This window comes from Paenibacillus sp. E222 (assembly GCF_013401555.1).
In the GTDB taxonomy this organism is placed as follows: Bacteria; Bacillota; Bacilli; order Paenibacillales; family Paenibacillaceae; genus Paenibacillus.
Genome location: NZ_CP058552.1, coordinates 3,642,302 through 3,659,682, shown reverse-complemented (window position 1 = coordinate 3,659,682; position 17,381 = coordinate 3,642,302). Strand labels below are relative to the sequence as shown.

At 47.3% G+C, this 17,381-nt stretch carries 14 protein-coding genes; 1 reads left to right on the top strand and 13 read right to left on the bottom strand.

Annotated features, from left to right (window positions below):
- Nucleotides 1–19: 19 nt before the first annotated feature.
- The 11 genes from HW560_RS16450 to HW560_RS16400 form a co-directional block, all read right to left on the bottom strand.
- On the bottom strand, nucleotides 20–682 hold the full coding sequence (locus HW560_RS16450; RefSeq protein WP_179263944.1) for a PAAR-like protein: 663 nt from the start codon (nucleotides 680–682) through the stop codon (nucleotides 20–22).
- A complete protein-coding gene (locus HW560_RS16445) occupies nucleotides 683–1,210 on the bottom strand; it encodes a hypothetical protein (protein WP_179263942.1) in 528 nt (175 codons plus the stop codon). It abuts the gene before it with no gap.
- A complete protein-coding gene (locus HW560_RS16440) occupies nucleotides 1,207–2,352 on the bottom strand; it encodes a pentapeptide repeat-containing protein (protein ID WP_179263940.1) in 1,146 nt (381 codons plus the stop codon). Before HW560_RS16440 ends, HW560_RS16445 begins: the two co-directional genes overlap by 4 nt.
- A gap of 20 nt (nucleotides 2,353–2,372) precedes the next feature.
- The gene (locus tag HW560_RS16435) at nucleotides 2,373–3,620 is read right to left on the bottom strand and encodes a hypothetical protein (protein ID WP_179263938.1); all 1,248 of its coding nucleotides are present in this window, start codon (nucleotides 3,618–3,620) and stop codon (nucleotides 2,373–2,375) included.
- A gap of 385 nt (nucleotides 3,621–4,005) precedes the next feature.
- Nucleotides 4,006–5,988 (bottom strand): AraC family transcriptional regulator, encoded by a 1,983-nt coding sequence (locus HW560_RS16430; RefSeq protein WP_179263936.1) that lies wholly within the window; start codon nucleotides 5,986–5,988, stop codon nucleotides 4,006–4,008.
- A gap of 243 nt (nucleotides 5,989–6,231) precedes the next feature.
- The gene (locus tag HW560_RS34430) at nucleotides 6,232–6,819 is read right to left on the bottom strand and encodes a cell wall hydrolase (protein WP_179265837.1); all 588 of its coding nucleotides are present in this window, start codon (nucleotides 6,817–6,819) and stop codon (nucleotides 6,232–6,234) included.
- Between the two features lie 752 nt (nucleotides 6,820–7,571).
- Nucleotides 7,572–8,789: an MFS transporter gene (locus HW560_RS16420; RefSeq protein ID WP_179263934.1), complete on the bottom strand. Its 1,218-nt coding sequence runs from the start codon at nucleotides 8,787–8,789 to the stop codon at nucleotides 7,572–7,574.
- A gap of 114 nt (nucleotides 8,790–8,903) precedes the next feature.
- Nucleotides 8,904–9,719 (bottom strand): carbohydrate ABC transporter permease, encoded by an 816-nt coding sequence (locus tag HW560_RS16415; RefSeq protein ID WP_109998601.1) that lies wholly within the window; start codon nucleotides 9,717–9,719, stop codon nucleotides 8,904–8,906.
- Nucleotides 9,720–9,879: 160 nt separating this feature from the next.
- On the bottom strand, nucleotides 9,880–10,752 hold the full coding sequence (locus HW560_RS16410; RefSeq protein WP_175383100.1) for a carbohydrate ABC transporter permease: 873 nt from the start codon (nucleotides 10,750–10,752) through the stop codon (nucleotides 9,880–9,882).
- 3 nt (nucleotides 10,753–10,755) lie between these two features.
- The gene (locus HW560_RS16405) at nucleotides 10,756–12,030 is read right to left on the bottom strand and encodes an ABC transporter substrate-binding protein (protein ID WP_090900979.1); all 1,275 of its coding nucleotides are present in this window, start codon (nucleotides 12,028–12,030) and stop codon (nucleotides 10,756–10,758) included.
- Nucleotides 12,031–12,320: 290 nt separating this feature from the next.
- Nucleotides 12,321–13,502: an LLM class flavin-dependent oxidoreductase gene (locus tag HW560_RS16400; RefSeq protein WP_179265836.1), complete on the bottom strand. Its 1,182-nt coding sequence runs from the start codon at nucleotides 13,500–13,502 to the stop codon at nucleotides 12,321–12,323.
- 515 nt (nucleotides 13,503–14,017) lie between these two features.
- On the opposite strand from HW560_RS16400, the gene HW560_RS16395 reads away from it, so the two are divergent.
- Entirely contained in the window at nucleotides 14,018–14,890 is an 873-nt protein-coding gene (locus HW560_RS16395; RefSeq protein WP_179263932.1) for a helix-turn-helix transcriptional regulator, read from the top strand.
- Nucleotides 14,891–15,025: 135 nt separating this feature from the next.
- Here HW560_RS16395 and HW560_RS16390 read toward each other — a convergent pair whose 3' ends face one another.
- Nucleotides 15,026–15,925, bottom strand: a complete 900-nt coding sequence (locus HW560_RS16390) for a hypothetical protein (RefSeq protein WP_257031953.1) — start codon at nucleotides 15,923–15,925, stop codon at nucleotides 15,026–15,028.
- A gap of 32 nt (nucleotides 15,926–15,957) precedes the next feature.
- Nucleotides 15,958–17,325, bottom strand: a complete 1,368-nt coding sequence (locus HW560_RS16385; RefSeq protein ID WP_090900989.1) for a nucleotide sugar dehydrogenase — start codon at nucleotides 17,323–17,325, stop codon at nucleotides 15,958–15,960.
- Nucleotides 17,326–17,381 lie beyond the last annotated feature (56 nt).

Genomic DNA, 17,381 nt, shown 5'->3' with positions numbered 1-17,381 from the left:
CTCCTCCGTTATGCCAGCCTTACCTTACAGCAAACTCCGGAGGAGCCGGATCCATGCCATTGGTTAACAAGCGTATCTGTCCTCCACACGTACAGAACAGGCAGGACTTACTGGTCAGGGCCGGTACTCCCTGAATGGACACATTGGGACTTCCATTGGTCCACTGGGGCTTTGCCCCTGCCAATGCCTCGATCAGTGCACTTAACGAAGGCTTTGACATCAATGTGCTTTGAGCAGAAGCCGAGGCGGTGGGCATAATTCCAGGGGCACAAGGGTAGATAGCCTGTCCACATGTTGGTTCTGTTGGATCGGGGTCAATAATGTACGAAGGATCCGATTTGGGTCCTGCGACACGTTCAGCTAACTTCATCGGATGCAGCTCACTCCGGCAATACCCGAAGGAGTATAAGTTCCCGTCGATTTCCTGTCCCATTTTTGTATAAGGTATACCGTGAATCGTCCCTGGCTCAGAAGTGGACGTGGCACAATCCTCGACCGTTAGCATCGGGCTACCGTTTATGTACACCCCATTGGGCTCCAGCTTGTTCAGTACCTCCTCATGGGTTCCAAACGTACAATGCATATAGGCTCCTGCCGTTACATATGTATCTTCACTCCTCCAGGGGGAGGAAAGCAGCTTGTTTAGCGTATCCTTCGTTAAGATTGTATCTGTAACTCCCATCTACATGTCTCCTTCTGTGATCTGAATCGGTCTGACGTTCAAACCATATATACCTGCCCGCAGTAGACGTTCTGCCAATTCAAGACGAACAATCACCAACTGAGTCCGATAATACGGAATGAGGAATGCAGGTTCTTGTTCAAGGCCGCTGAGATCAGCCATTATGCTCATAACCTGCCCACTCTGGATCAAGGCTTGATCAGGCGCGATACACGTCGCCTTCGGCAGATCCATCCAGTGATAGAATGACTGGTTATACTGTTCCAGGTTCATCACCACAACTCTTTTAGAAGTAATCTCAGGTGCAAGCTTCATGATGAGCTTGGATAACTCATCACTGAGCAGCAGCAAAGGATATTGCGCAAGGATACTGGAAGAGTAAAAGGGTTGACCACTCTTCACATAAACGATTTCCTCTTCAGCAGCATAGTCATAACCTTGAAGCATTCTCTCTGGCCATTGAAGGCTGGCTCCGTTGGAAGAAAGCTGTCTGTCATGTTCGATCACGTAGTAATTTGTTTCACTCATGAATCCTTCTCCACCCATTCAATAGCAGCGCGCTGTTCAGCAGTTAACTGCACCCGAAATCGATCTTGTACAAGCATCTGGCTTCCTGCCAGATCAGCCCCGGTGAAATCTACCTGCTCCAGCTGTGCACCTGTAAAGTCACCCGCAATTTTCGCATATCGAAAGCTTGCATGATTCAGATTGGCTCCCTGAAACTGGACACCGTTCATACCGTAGAACAGTCCATGTGTATCGACGAAGGTATCGCGGCCACCCAAAGCACCATCGAATCTTGCCTTGCTCAGATCACACCCTCGAAAGTCCGCATCATACAAAAGCGTCTCTCCAAAGTTGACATGATCACACTGGCACCGCATAAACCGAGTTCCCAGTAGGCTCGTCTCCTCCATGTGGCTACCGCTGAGTTTCACTTCTTCGAACCGAGCGTAATTGAAATCTATTTCCCCATAATCCCCTTGCGTAAGATCTACACTCGCAATATGTTCATAGATGTATTCACTGGTCAGCTTGCTCTCCAGCCAACCCTTACAAGTTATCGAGCTGCGCTGCATCCCATTCATTCGGTATACCGATTCAGTCACCTCATGATCCTGAAATTCACCAACACGAACTTCAAATTCTATGTCCTTGTTTAAGTTCTGAAATGAATCTAGTTTACGAATGTCATCCATTGCATAACGGACAGCATGTACCATATAGACATGAAAAGGATACAACTGTCCTGTTTGCCATGCATGAAGGGCAACCTGATCAATCCGGTTCATATATCTCTTGCGACTGCTCTCACATTCCTCGAACCACTGTTCCATATAACGATAAATCCAGCTTGCATCGTATAGAAACCCGCTCGCGGGCATCTCCCCCTCACGGTACCGATCACTCGCGTATAGCATATAAGCCGGATCTCCCTGATTCAGCCTGGTCCGCATTAACGATACGTGCAGCATACTGCACGCCTGTAGCTCACCCTGTTCTTGTTGCAATCTTACCCGTTCACAGAAGGCGTCAAATAGAGGAACAATTCCCTGTACTATCTCTTGCCGATGCCTAACATAATAGGTGTGCAACTCCTGTATCTTGCTATTCCGAAGTGGCAGCACTTCCTGTTCCAAGAACTGCTGCCACAGCTCCATCTGATGCATGATCTAGCCCCTCACTGTCTTTATTGGTTCATTAAGATCTCAATCCCTTTAATGACAACCTGGCCTTGGTCGATGGTTAGGCCGCCGTTTCCATCCTTGGTTGACAGATCTATTTGGTTAGCTAGCATGACGACGGACTCGGATACCATTTCAATCTGCTTACTTGCCTGAAGGGTAATCTTGTTCTCACAGTTCAGGATAATGGTTCCCGCACTGGTCAGCGTCAGAGTCGCTCCTCCTGTGGCTCCAGTAATGGTGATTTTGTCTTCTTCAAAGGTAATCTTCTGTCCAGTCGGTGTAAGTAGGAATTTGGTGTTGGGATTGGCCATCAGATCTTCTTTTAAATCCTTGTCATATTGCACAATGGGCTGCAATTGCTCCTGCTGAACAACCGTAGTGGTGATCCCTCCTCCACCACCTCCAGTTTGGGTAGTTTGGGCCGATGCAGGCGACGAAGAAGGTGATGACATGGCCTCTTCCGGTATTTTCTTGCGAACAGAGCTCAGTGCAATGCCTTCCGCCTCCCTTGCATTAGGAAAGTAAAGACGGATACTATCCCCTTGCTCAGGCATACAGTACCACCCAGTCTGATCATCCGAAGCATACATGGTGGAGTAAGGGAACAGATTGGCCGTGGCCAGACTCCATTCCTGGTCACAGTCCAACTGGACTTTAACCTCATCTCTCACGACGCCCATAATCTGTCCTGAAATGGATGCACCGACAAGGCGTGAGTTGTATCGCTTACGCTGATAAGCAGATTTCATGTGCCCGAGCACATAATGGTGGATAAGTAGCCCCTGCTGCATTTCGGTCCGAATTTCAAAAACGTTGAGTCTTTGCCCTTTAAACTGTACCTCATCCCCAAGTTGCAAAACTCGGTCATGTACCTTAACTTCATATCGGATATAATCCTGTTCACTAAGGCCACTAGCACCTAGCGCTTCTTGTTGATAGGCCAGCATGTCCTTATACATGCGGTAATGCGTTGCTTCCAGCTTGCCTGCATCCCGTTGCTCGGGTATACCCAGATAGATACGAATGCGTTTTTCCGTTGATACAGGAATCAATACCGTATGATAATGAGATGCTAATCGCTGCAGAAACTCCCAGTCGGTCTCCTGGTATTGGAGTGTATAAGCTCCAAGTTTTTTCTTTTCCATAAACGTATTGAATGTCTGACCGTCTGGATAGAGCCTGCTAATCTTCTGCATGACATCTGGAATCAAACTGGCAGCATTCTGAAAGGAATATGTTTGTTTATACATTATCCTTAAATTCAATAAAAAGGATATAAAATAAGACTTTACTCATATTCCATAAATTCCTAAACGCGAATAAAAAAGAGCAGCGCGCTTGCTACTCCTCCTTTATTCCTACGCTTTGGATTCTTATTTGAGCATCATTATGTTAATAGTCCATATTAAATAGTATCTTCTATTCCTTTTTTTCTTCCCCCCATATCCATTTGGATAGAATCTCTAAATCTCTACTATTGTACATTTGAATATGTTGCCAAAAAAGCCGCCATGTAGGCGACTTTGATGGTACCCTCTAACTAAAATAGTTAAGCTACGATAGGCATTGATGTTCAATCGGTGTGCGTTGTTTCAAGTTTGCCATTGAAAGCCTAAATCCAATTGGAGCATTTAATCATTTAGCACTGGCAGCCATTTTCGTGATCTTGTCGGCAATATCTTCTGCTTGTAAAAGGGATGAGAATGAATCCGCCGCAAAATATTTTTCCATTTCAATCTCAATTACATGATGATTTTTGACGGCATCTAAGGATGTCCAAGTCACCGGGAGCTTGGGTGGCTCTTTGCCTTCAACACTAAGCACAATGACGTAGTCGCCTACATAATCGTTTACAGTCTCCCATGACACTTCAATACGGTCCTCTTTTTTGTCGATGATTTCACTTTTTACTTTAGGCGTTGGGTTTAGTCCCAAAATATCGTATGTAGCTCTTCCTCCACGCTCGCCTGCATTGCCAATCACCATCAAAAATTTGTCTACTGTAATATAATCCACAATGGAGATCGTTGCATCTTTAGGAATTACATTTCTGATTTTATTGCGGGCAGCTTCCGTACGTTTTTCAAAATCTTCATTCCACTTTTTAGCTTCTTCTTGTCGACCCAGGATATCGCCCATGGCCGTGATTTCTTCTTGAATCGTGGAATACTTGCTTGTCTCAAACACGACGGTCGGTGCAATTTTGGAGTAACTTTCATAGGCCGCTGTATTCCATGTAATGATGATATCTGGAGTCAAATCCAATACCTTCTTTAAAGAGATGCTCCCCTCCAAACCAATATCTTGAACCGTGTCAGGTAAATAAGGTTTTAGAAACTTTGCAAAGTTCATTTGTGTACTGGACGCTCCAACAGGCGTTACCCCTACAGCCAAGACTGGCCCTAAATCCCAGTCAACAACAACACGTTTGGGATGTGCCGGAACACTAACTTCTCCCATGACCGTTGATACTTTCCGCATGCTCGTATCTTCTTTGGCCTCATTGGTAGGCATATTTTGAGTCGACTCTGCACTCTGATTTGAATTTCCGCCTGCTGACCCCTGGCTATTATTTTGACTGGAGTTCCCATTCGTACACGCTGCAAGCATCAATGTAAAACATAACATGAGTGTTAATACCATCTTCGATCTTGTTCCTCTATACATCTGTCTATCCCCTTCTGTTTTGTATTGATAATGATTATCATCAATAACATAACAAGTAGAAGAATGTTTGCCCATAGAGGATACGAACCCTTCCCATGGACTATCTGAATCGCCTAAGCTCTCCTTCATTTTCTTTTTATATTGCCCTGGCGTCATCCCGACCTGCTTCTTGAACAGACGTGTAAAATAAAAAACGTCACTATAACCTACACTTGAAGCAATCTCCTGTGCAGTGGCATCTGTCCGAATCATTAATTCTTTTGCTTTAGCCATCCGCGCCTGAATCACGTATTCGATAGGACTTCTGCCAGTACGAAGTTTGAACTGTTTCGATAAGTATTGAATGCTATAATTCCATTGTTCAGCCAAGGATTCAAGTGAAATAGATTCATTAAAATGTTCGTGAATGTACTGGATGATCTCTTCTACCATATCTTTTTCCTTTGAAGTAACTCCTTGAAGCTTAAGCTGCTGGACGAGTGTATATACGAACTGGTAAAAAAAGATTTTCACATGAAAACGTTCAAAAACCTGTCTTCGGTTCCATTCCTCATACATCGAATCGACATGACGATACAGATTAACCGGAGCAAGAGGCTGGTAGGCATAGGGTAGATGAAAAGGGTTGTTCATGAGATAGTTTTTCTGGATTTCTTTGCTAGCTTTGGGTGACATACTACCTCTATATAAAATGTAATAGTACGTCACCTCATCCTGTCCAGCCTCGATCCTGATCCTGCTTCCTTTTCCTGCATGCAGTAGATAAAACCGTTTAAATATATGTATATCCTCATCCAACCAAAGGGAGCCTTGTCCTTGCACGATATATATAAAACTACTGACTGGGAGATGATATTGCTGCTTCCCCCCGCTACTTATTACAATTTGGCGAATATCCACCAGCTGAATCGATGAATGGTCCCACATTTGAATATACTCTTCCCAGTTCACTATTTTTCTCCCCCGTTTGACCACATACTGAAGCTACATTCAGTAATAAATCCCTTTATAATTCAATTTGACTATATTCGATAACGATAATCATTGTCAATTAGAGAGCAACTTAAAGGTGCGGAGGAAATCCCTGTCACTCCCCTCCAAAACCAACAGAACCCCGGCAGCACGTCTGCATTCAGCAGCGCACAACCGGGGTTCACCATTATTTTAATTATTACTAATATCTCTTAACCTAACTCACCTTGTAAAATCATGCTGCCCAATCGTCAGCAACGTTGGTCTGCTCTTACTCCACAACGAAGTGGCAATTTTCGGATTAAAATAATAGAGCGCTCCGTGTGTCGGGTCGGTGCCATTCAAGGCTTTACGAGCTGCCTGATAGGAAGTCTGGGTTGGTTTTGTATTAAACTGTCCATCGTCTATGGCCGTGAACTGCCCTTTTTGGAAAATTACTTTCGGAATTGATGAAGGGAATGCATTAGAATGCACTCGGTTCAAGACAACCGCGCCTACAGCGACCTGTCCTTCAAAGGATTCTCCGCGCGCTTCCCCGTGAATCAGCTTCGCGAGCTGGCGCAGTGTATTACCTTGGGCTGCAACTTTCTTGTTCAGTCTGTTCAGTGTTGCTGGACCTGCAATCCCATCCGCACTCAGCCCCTGAGCCTGTTGGAACTTACGGACGGCGCCTTTGGTAATAGAACCGTAATATCCGGTCAATCCAGCTTTAAAATACCCCAGTTCGCTTAATTGCTCCTGCAATTGAAGCACATGTTCACCGCGAACGCCCTGCTCCAGTTTCTGTGCTCCGGCAGACGGAGCTGCCATCGTAAGTCCGAGAGCCATCGCGAAGGCACCGAGAAGCACGCTGACTCGTCCTGCTCTTTTGCCAGCCTTTCTCCCCCTGCGATGGGTGACTTTCCGGCTGACGGTAATAGGTTCCATGTGGTCAGTGCTTGCATGCAGATCAAGCCTCTCATTCCCGCGATCTAATCTAAACTCTTCATCATGGCTGTAGAGATAGCTCGTCATCTTCATCTCTTTCATCTCTTTCATCTCTTTCATCTCGTTAACAGGAGTAAGATCAATGACATCAAATCTCCCGTTTATCTCATTCATCCTATCGCTGCCATTATAGCTGTACATCACATTTATTCCGACATTCTCAATCACACGTATCCGTTCACACACGCTATTCTGTCCACTCTTCATTTGCTTTTCATTCATTTTATTCTTCTCATTCATCATATTCTTTGCATTCATTTCACACGTTTGATCCATTTCAAGTTTGTTCTTCATCATTCCATTAACCTCCACTTTTCTGAATCCAGATCCCACTTCTTCCCCCTGAATCCTCACGGCCCTACATCCCGAGTGTCATTATAGGATATAGAAAAAGTGACGTCTATCGGACCGATGGCGCAGGCGAAAATCCACTCTAAACACAGCAAAAAGAGACATGAGCCCATGGTCACGCCATAGTCATGCCTCTTCTTGTATCAACCTTCTGCCGCTTATCCACCCCGTTATAGTCGTAGGCAGGCAGACCCGCACAAAAGTTGCGTTGTATTTATTGACATTTATTCGGCCAGTTCCAGACCCTTGGTTTCCCGGCCCAGGAACAGCACAGCCGCAGCGCCAATGAGGATGGTCACGAAGAATATCGTGAAAATTAGGCTGATTGCGACTTCACGCTGAACCAGCATACCAACCATTAATGGAGCAAGCACGCCCCCAATCCGGCCTACCGATGTAGCAAGACCCACACCTGTTGAACGAACGGAAGTGGGGTACAATTCCGGACTGTATGCGTACAGACCGCCCCAAGCTCCCAGATTGAAGAAGGAAAGACAGATACCTGCGGTCAGGATCGTCGCTTCCGTTGTTGCCAGTCCAAAAGCAATCGCACTTACTGCTGTCAATGTAAGATAAACGACAAGTACAAATTTGCGGCCAAACCGCTCAATGAAGTACGCCGCTGTGAAGTAACCTGGCAGCTGTGCGATCGTCATAATCAGCACGTACTGGAAGCTTTTGACCAGCGTAAAGCCTTTTGCCATAACAACCGACGGCAACCACAGGAACATGCCATAATAAGAGAAAATGACGGTAAACCACAAGATCCAGAGCATCAACGTTGTGCGGCGATGAGGTGCCGACCAGACCGTGGCTACCTTTTCGCGGAACGTGATTTTCTTAATCTTGGTATTGTTCTTGTAACGAGGCGGGTCCTGAATGGCACGGCGCAGATACAGCGCATAGAACGCTGGAACGGCACCAATGGCAAAAGCAATTCTCCAGCCATATTCCGGGATAACAAAGTTGGCAATGAGTGCCGATACAATCCAGCCACCTGCCCAGAAACTCTCCAGCAGTACAACTGCACGTCCACGTTCTGCTGTAGGCATCGACTCCGATACCAATGTAGATGCAACGGGCAGCTCCCCGCCGAGGCCGATACCGGCAATCAGACGCAGTACACACAATACGGCGAATCCGGTCGCCAATGCTGACAGGCCACTAGCAATCGTAAATACCAGTAGGGTCCACATCAAAATGGCCTTTCGGCCGAAACGGTCCGCAAGTGCCCCCGCAAGCAATGCACCGAGCGCCATACCGATGGAGTTGATACTCGTAAGCACCCCGACTTGTCCCGGACTGAGACTCCATTCCTTGGCGAGTGCAGCCACGATGAAGGAAATCATGCCGACTTCCATGGCATCAAACAGCCAGCTCATGCCGGCACTGAACAGCAGCTTGCGCTGCTTGGGATTCTGCAATACTTCCAGTTTGCTCATGTCCTATAGCTCCCTTGATCTCTATGTAGTCATTCTGACACTAAACCATTATTATGCAGAATGATCCAGAAATCAATGTAAAATACGCATATCCGTTGATCTTCTTCCCATTCCTTACCCCTTGAGTGAACCCGCTGTCAAACCTGCTACAAAATAACGCTGGAGCAGAATGAACAGCACAATCATCGGAATGGCTGTAACCAGCACACCGGTGAGCATCATCGGATAGTTCGTCACGTATTCCCCACGGAACTGCATGAGTGCGAGTGGTAACGTCAGCTTGGATTTACTGCTGAGCATCAGCATCGGAATGAGCAGATCATTCCACACCATAACGAGCAGGAACGTAGCTGTTGCCGCCAGCGAAGGAGCTGCCAGCGGCAGTGCAATTCGTGTGTAGAGCCTCCACTCGCTTGCTCCATCCATACTGCCCGCTTCCAGTATTTCCGCATTCAGCATACGCATGAAGCCCGTCAGCATAAATACGGAGACCGGCATTAACATCGCCGCTGATACTACAATGAGTCCAGTCAGACTGTCCGACCATCCAAGCGTACGCGTCAGGGAATAGATCGGCAGCATGCTCACTTGGGAAGGAACGATCAGCCCAGCCACGAATAAAGCAAACACAATTTTGCCCACGCTGCCGCCCCAGCGGACAATGGCATAAGCAATCATACTGCTGAGCAATAACTCAATCGCAACCGTACCCAGCGTTACAACCAGACTGTTCCCGAAATACTGCCACATCGGCTGGTTGCGGAACATGCCCGTAAGATTATCCCACGTAAACGGGTCCGGCCAGCTAAATGGACTGATGAAGAAGTTGCTGCTCGTTTTGAACGATGACACAAATACAAAGTACAACGGCACGATAATCAGCAGCGCGTACACCAATAAAATCAGGCGGTTGAACCATTTTAAAAACATATAAATTCCCTCCCTTCTTCCTTAGGTCTGCTGCCAGAGTCCGTTAAAATTAATCATTCCAGCCCTCAAGTTATTTCAACATAATGGACTCAACAACTCGTTCAATAACTCATCGTACTCTCAACTTCCCTGCTCACGAGCACTTCAATCCGTCCAACAGTTAATAGCTTACCCGGTCGGCACGCAGCGCCTTGAACTGCAATAACGTCAGCAAAGCGAGCAGAACCAGGAAGATCATCGAACCCGCAGAAGCGAGGCCAAATGAATAACTGCCAAAGGCGGTGTGATAGATATATGTCGTCAAAATTTCAGTAGCGTAGTTCGGGCCTCCGTCCGTCATGGTGAAAATGAGGTCAAACGCCTTAAACGATTGAATCGTCGTATAGGCAACAACAATCGTTGCCGAAGGTGCAAGCAGCGGCCAGGTCACGGTACGGAATACCTGCCATTTGCTGCCGCCATCCATACGTGCTGCTTCATACAGCTCTGCCGGAATGCCTTGCAGACCTGCGATAAACACGATCATCATTTGCCCGGCATGTGCCCAGACCTGTACCGCGGCAATCGAGTAGATGGCGATCTTCGGATCACCAATCCAGTTGTGGGCCATGCTCCCCATACCTGCCTCGTTCAATCCATAGTTAATCAGCCCGATCGAAGGATCATACATAAATGCCCAGATCAGACCCACCGATACGGAGGACAGAATCGCAGGCAGAAAATAGAGCGCCCGGAGTGCAATGCGTGTCTTGGTGTTGCGTACCAGGAGCAGCGCCAGAACAAGTGAAATAAACGTTTGCGCAATGACAACCGTTAACATGAACTCCACGTTGTTGCCAAATGCTTTGCGGAATACGATGCTGCTGAGACTGTCCTTGTAATTATCCAGCCCTACAAATGCATACGACGGGGATACCCCGTCCCAATCCGTAAAGGAGTAGAACAGCCCCGTCAATGTAGGAAATACGAACAGTGCAACGTACAGCAGCAACCCGGGTAACAGAAACAGGGATAGCTGAATACGGTTCTTCATCGTTTATTTCCCGATATGCTGATCAATGATCGCCTGTGCCTGCTGCGCTGCTTCTTCAGGAGAAGTGCCGCTCAGCACAGCCTGAATGGAGTTCGTCACTGCTTTCTGATTATCTCCATTCAGGATGGTAAACCGTGGCTGGAACACGGTCTTTTTGCTCGCCCAATCTCCCGCAACCTGAAGCTCAGGTGTATCGTACTTCACATCATTTACCGTTACATTCTGTCCCGTCTGGTTCGCATATTCACCAGCCACTTCCGGATTGCTCAGGAACTCGATGAACTTCTTCGCTTCTTCCGGATGTTTGGACTTACTGTTCACCGCGAGCATAAATGTCGTGGTATGAACACCTTCATACTTCGCCTGATCTGCACTTACGGTAATCGGTGCAAGCAGCTTTTGCTCCAGATTCGGATTTTGCTGTTTGTTCTGAGCGAGTTGATACGATCCACTTGCGAGCATCGCTGCTTTTTCCTGAATAAACAGCGCTCCCGCTGCCGGGTCTTTCGTGCCCAGTGCGTCCTGCTGGAAGTATCCTTTGTCGTTCAGTTCTTTGATCTGAGTTAATGTTTTCACCCAGAACTCATCCGTCAGTTTGGCTTCGCCAGCTTCTACTTTGGTAAAAATGTCGTCACTCGGCGCATTGTTCATCACCATCGTATTCATGAATTGGCCCGGACCAATGTCCGCTCCAGCAAAGGCAATCGGAATAATGCCATTGTCTTTCAGCGTCTGGCAGAGTGCCAGGAAGCCTTCCCAATCCGTCGGTGGTGTCAATCCATATTTTTCGAACAGCTTCACATTATAGATTGGATCGTTGTATACGAGTTGATAAGGGATTGCATATTGCTTCCCATCGTGCTGGCCTGCTTCAATTAACTTAGGATTGTATGCAGACAGAAACGACGATCCAGTCAGATCGGTGAACAATCCGGCTTTGGTGAAGGCTTCGAACTGTGCACCAGGGAAGGAAGCAAATACATCCCCAACTGAACCATCACTGATTTTGGATTGTACAGTGGATTGATATTGGTCCGAAGGAAGAGTCTGCATTTCCACATGGATGTTCGGATTTTCCTTTTCAAACGCATCAATCGTCTTGTTCAGTGCTTCCACATCCTCTCCACGCCAGTGCATGAAGCTGATTGTTACTTTGCCCGAACCGGAGGAATCGCTCCCTCCTGATGCCGCGTTATCCCCGCCGCCGCAGGCAGACAGCAGGATGGACATCACCAGCATACTGACTAGGGGCAGGATATATTTTTGTTTTTTTCTCATGAAAGAAGACCTCCTGAAGGATGTTATATAAGTTAAACAATGATTTTACACTGAACCACTACGCGGTCAGAACCATCTTCCAATCGCTGCTATCCCCAGATTTTTTTTAAATCACTTAATTAAAGTGGAAATCCGGGGATAGCGTGTGCTTCCGATGCAGCTTTCTTCCAGAAAGCTTTCAGGCGAGATGATGCTTACGAAGTAGCTTTCTTTCAGAAAGCTTTTAGCTTCGCTTCTTCACGTTATTTCTGTCCTCTCCGTTTTCGTATAAAAAGATTAGTTGAACTTATTTAGTTGGTAGTAACTGAATGCTTCTTCTGTCTTGTTTTCCACTTCTCACGAATGATGGGCATAACCGTGCGGCCGAAAATTTCGGCTTCTTCCAGATGCGGATAACCGGACAGAATGAAAGTCGTCACGCCCAGATCTCCATATTCCATCAATCGTTCTGCGACCTGTTCTGCTGTACCCACAATGAGGATGGCACCGCCAGAACGTACAACGGACAAACCTGTCCACAGGTTTGGACCTACGACGAACTGCTGCTTCTCGGACAGTTCCCGCAGCTCATTCTGCCTGCGTTGGTTGGTTGCATCCGTCTCTGCGAAGGCTGCTTTGGCTTTTTCGATGGCCTCTGGTGGTACTTTGCTAATAATCTCCCAAGCCGCCGCCCATGCTTCTTCTTCCGTATCCCGGATGAGTACCTGTGCCCGCATGCCGTAACGCAACTGGCGATCTTGTCCGGTTTCCTCTTTGATCTGTTCGCGAATGACTTCAATTTCTTCGATCTGCTCCTGAATCCAGTCATGCGGCTCGCCCCACATGAGGAATGTATCTGCGTGTTCAACAGCGACCCGCTTTGCAATCGGTGAACTTCCACCCAGGTAAAACGGCGGATACGGTTTTTGCACCGTTTCAGGCATGCCTACCGGACCTTTAAAATTGTAATACTTACCGTTAAACTCCGAATTATCTTCGGATGCTTCCTCATTCGATTGAGCACCACTTCCGGCAAACTCGGTCAGATTGAGCCCGGCCGATTGTGTCCATGAACGCTTCATCACTTCCATGTACTCGCTCGCCCGTTCATAACGTTCATCGTGAGCATGAGCCAGTGGATCTCCCAGTTCCTCCAAATCCCGAACCGAACTGCCTGTCACCACATTGATCATGGCACGACCACCAGACAGTTGATCCAGTGCAGCTCCCATACGCGCCGCCAATACAGGGGTGACCAGACCTGGACGAATGGCGACAAGCGGACGCAGTGTTTTCGTGTGACTCATAACAGCCGAACCCACAACCCACGCATCCAGACAGGCTCCCCCTGTCGGAATCAATACAAATTCAAAACCTGCCGTCTCCGCTGTCTGCGCCACTTGAATCAAATAATCCAGGCTCGGCTCCCGCTCCGGGGCAACCCCCACATACTTTCCGTCTCCTGCTGTAGGCAAAAACCAACCAAACTTCATCTCTTCCTGTTCGCTCACGCAAGTCAATCCCTTCTATGAATAAATAAAGTCTCATGTTAAAAATAAGATCGGTGTTGTGCAACATGGCCGTTCCGGGTACGAATCGTTCTTTTGATCGCTGTTATCTCCAGATTTTTTTGATTCACTTTTCCAAGGGGAAAATCCGGAGATAAAGGCGAACACTGCGTTTCTTCCAGAATCGATTTCGTCCCCTCCACTACGTTCGCACTCGTTAAACCTTATTTTTAAAGTGCGCCTAATTTCTAATCAATTTATAAGTACGTACACTCCCAAATGCCGATAAAATAACTTGGTTTAATAGGTATGGACATCATAACAATTGATTTGTCTGTGATCAATGTCATTTCGCGGTAATTTCATTTTGTCATTTTGTGGTGAATTCACAGGAATAGGTCTTCTCGATCTTGAATATTTACAAAACCCACCTGTATAATAGGTTATAAGAGAAACTTTCAGAGATTACAAACTATACTTATATTAAAGAGGTGTTCCTGATGATCGAGAGCATGAAGGAGGACCACCACGAGTTTTTGGATATTATTTTTTTTACTCCGTCTGAATTCGAGAAAGCCGGTGGAGCATGGCCGATTCGAATCGGTCGTAATATAGCCAAGAGCAACTATCATATCGGCCCGCGAACGACGCCTTTTCATTATTTAATTTTTGTTCTGGAGGGCGAGGGTACTTTCATACAGAACGGACATCGGTACTCCCTCCGTGCCCGTGATGCTTTCTGCCTGTATCCACAGGTTACCCATGAATATTGGTCCGACCCGAAGGAATCTTTGCACAAAATTTTCATTGCCTTTGATGGAAAACATGCAGCTGAACTTCTGACACGAATCGGGCTTACCCCGGACACGCCGCATCGCTCAGGTGTACTTACCCCAGAGACGGCAAGTGGCATGCGTGCTTTTATGGAAGAGGTTCGCAAACCTCAGGGAGGCGCAAGCGACCTGGGACGACTTACTCGTTTTCTCGGATTGTTTGACCGAATTGCCAAATCTCCCGCTACCCGAGTGCTTCAACCAGACTCTGCCACACCATGGCTGCAAAAGGGGAAGGAGTACATGGATATTCACTTTGCTGGCGGCATTACTGTGGAAGGTGTATCTTCACACGCAGGCGTGGATCGGACCCATTTTACCAAACAATTCCGCAAAGCCTACGGCCTGTCTCCTGTCCAGTACATTCAACGTCTCAAAATGAATCAGGCCAAACGGCTGCTTGTTCAGACCCCGTTAACGTTAACTGAAGTTGCGCACTCGGTGGGTTACCCCGACCTGTTCTCCTTCTCCAAAGCGTTCAAAAAGCAGGTCGGTCTGCCACCCAACCGCTATCGAACGGCCGAGAAAAACAAAAGCTGATTTGCCCGCAAACCATGCGTACCCTAAGCAAACCCAAACAAAAAGGCAAGCCTCCTTGACCGGAGACTTGCCTTTTCCTCATGACATATGACAGTGCTCTTACTGTAAACGGCATACACCTATTATAAACACCCGCTACTTCTTCTCCTCGCTCTTTCGAGCCAGCGGAATTCCGTTTTCCTTTGCATACCATGCTTCATAATGATGCACAGCGACACCTGCAAAGGAGGAATGAGAAGCGCCAAGATCAAACACTTTCTTCATTTCTTCGTCCATATTGGTGATGGATTTGCTGAAAAAAGTTAGATGATCGCCCTCATGCGTGTCTGCCAGTTCGGCTCCAACCCATACTTTCTTGCCAAGCTCATCCGCTTCGTCCAGCTCTTCCTTGGACAGATCATACATCTGCTGACCACGATCCCGATAAGCCATGATGGCTACCGCATCAAAGTGATCAATCACCCAACGGCTGAATGTACCTCCGCCTTCTGCCGACTCGCGTGCATCCAGCCAGAAAGGGATTGCGGCGCTCATGTAAAGTCCGGCATCCTTACCAGCTTGAGTCCATGCCTTCATGTTGTCGCTCCACTCCGCAATAACGCTATTCTGCTCGTTCTCCCAGCGTTTTAGCTGATAAGGCTCCACATCCAGCTGAATTCCCTCAAAGCGTTCATTTTTGGCCGAAGCTGCATTATATGCCCGTACTTTTTCAATAAACGCAAGTCCCTCTTCCCGCTTCTCCGTATAGGCCCAGTCTGCATGACCGTTAAGGGCATGTACGTCAATCTCAGCCTGTCGTGCAGCCGCGATGAATTCGCGGTAAGTCGCATCGGGTACCTCATCCTGAATTTGCAGGAAAATGGTATCCACACCCTGCGCTTTGGAGAAGGAGATAATCTCAGGCGTCTGCTCTGCAATAATGGAAGCGTCCCACAGCCAGGTCGCTTTGTGTTCCTCATGTGAAAACCATTTAAGTAGCCAGGGCAGAAGAAGCAGGCAGAACAGCAGGGCCAAGATGGCCCATTTTGCCTTCACCGTCAGTTTGCCCCACTTGTTCGTTAGATTCCTCAGACGAGCAACGCTTCACTTGGCTCCAGCACAGGGTGCTGTACCGAATGACCAATCTTGTAAATGTGCGGATGTGTATACGTTTTGAACGCATTACGTGTATCCAGAATCGGCACACCCATCTCGGCAATATCAAAGTAAGGCAAATCGCTGTGGTTGGTGATCAGCACGATGCAATCGTACTTCTTGAACTGCTCCAGATTGAACGTTTCGCTATATACTGTCTCGCCATGTTTGTCCCGGAACGATTCAGCATGTGGATCATAATAGCTGACATTGGCTCCGCCTTCCTTGAACAGTTCATAGACTTCCAGTCCTGGAGATTCACGCAGATCGGCAATATTCGGCTTGTACGACATACCGAGCAACAGAATGTTGGATTTACGTACCGATTTCGCATACTCATTCAGAATGGTTGATGTTTTGTTCAGTACATAATATGGCATATTGTCATTGGTGGATTGCGCCAGCTCAATGAATTTGCTGTAGAAACGGAATCCTTTGGCCTTCCAGGACAGATACATCGGATCAAGCGGAATGCAGTGACCGCCGATGCCAGGGCCCGGATAGAAAGGCATGAAGCCAAACGGCTTCGTCGCAGCTGCATCGATAACTTCCCAGATATCAATGCCCATACGATCACACATCATGGCCATTTCATTAACAAAGGCAATGTTTACGCTGCGGAACGTATTTTCAAGCAGTTTGGACATTTCAGCCACTTTGGGTGAAGATACAGGTACAACCGTTTCAACATATTTGCTGTACAACGCTGTTCCCAGCTTGAGGCAAGCTTCCGTTGTGCCCCCGATGACTTTTGGTGTATTAAACGTAGTGAATCGTCCGTTGGACGGGTCCACACGTTCAGGCGAGAAGCACAGGAAGTAGTCTTTGCCTGCTTCATGTCCGATTTTGTCCAGCTCATCCTGGATCAGCTCTTCGGTTGTACCCGGATAAGTGGTGCTCTCCAGTGTAATCAGCATGCCTGGTTTCATGTGCAGTTTAATCTGATCCACAACCGTCTCGATATAAGACGTATCCGGGTCCTGATTTTCACTGAGCGGTGTAGGTACGCAGATGCTCAACGCGTCAATCACGCGAAGCATGCTGTAATCCGTTGTAGGCTGGAAGCGGCCGCTTTGCATTACTTTTTTCAATTCATCGGACGAAATATCGTGAATATAGGAATCTCCCTGATAAATGCTCTCCACTTTGGATGCATCCAGATCAATCCCGATGACCGTGAAACCCTGATTGACCATTTCCACCGCAAGTGGTAATCCTACGTAACCGAGCCCGACCACGCCGAGCACCGCTTCTTTATTTTCGATCGCATTCAGTAATGTGTGGAATTGTTGATTCTCCATGATATTCCCTCCGGGCAGTGTATTTTTTTGGTTGATTGACGAATCCATTTGATAGA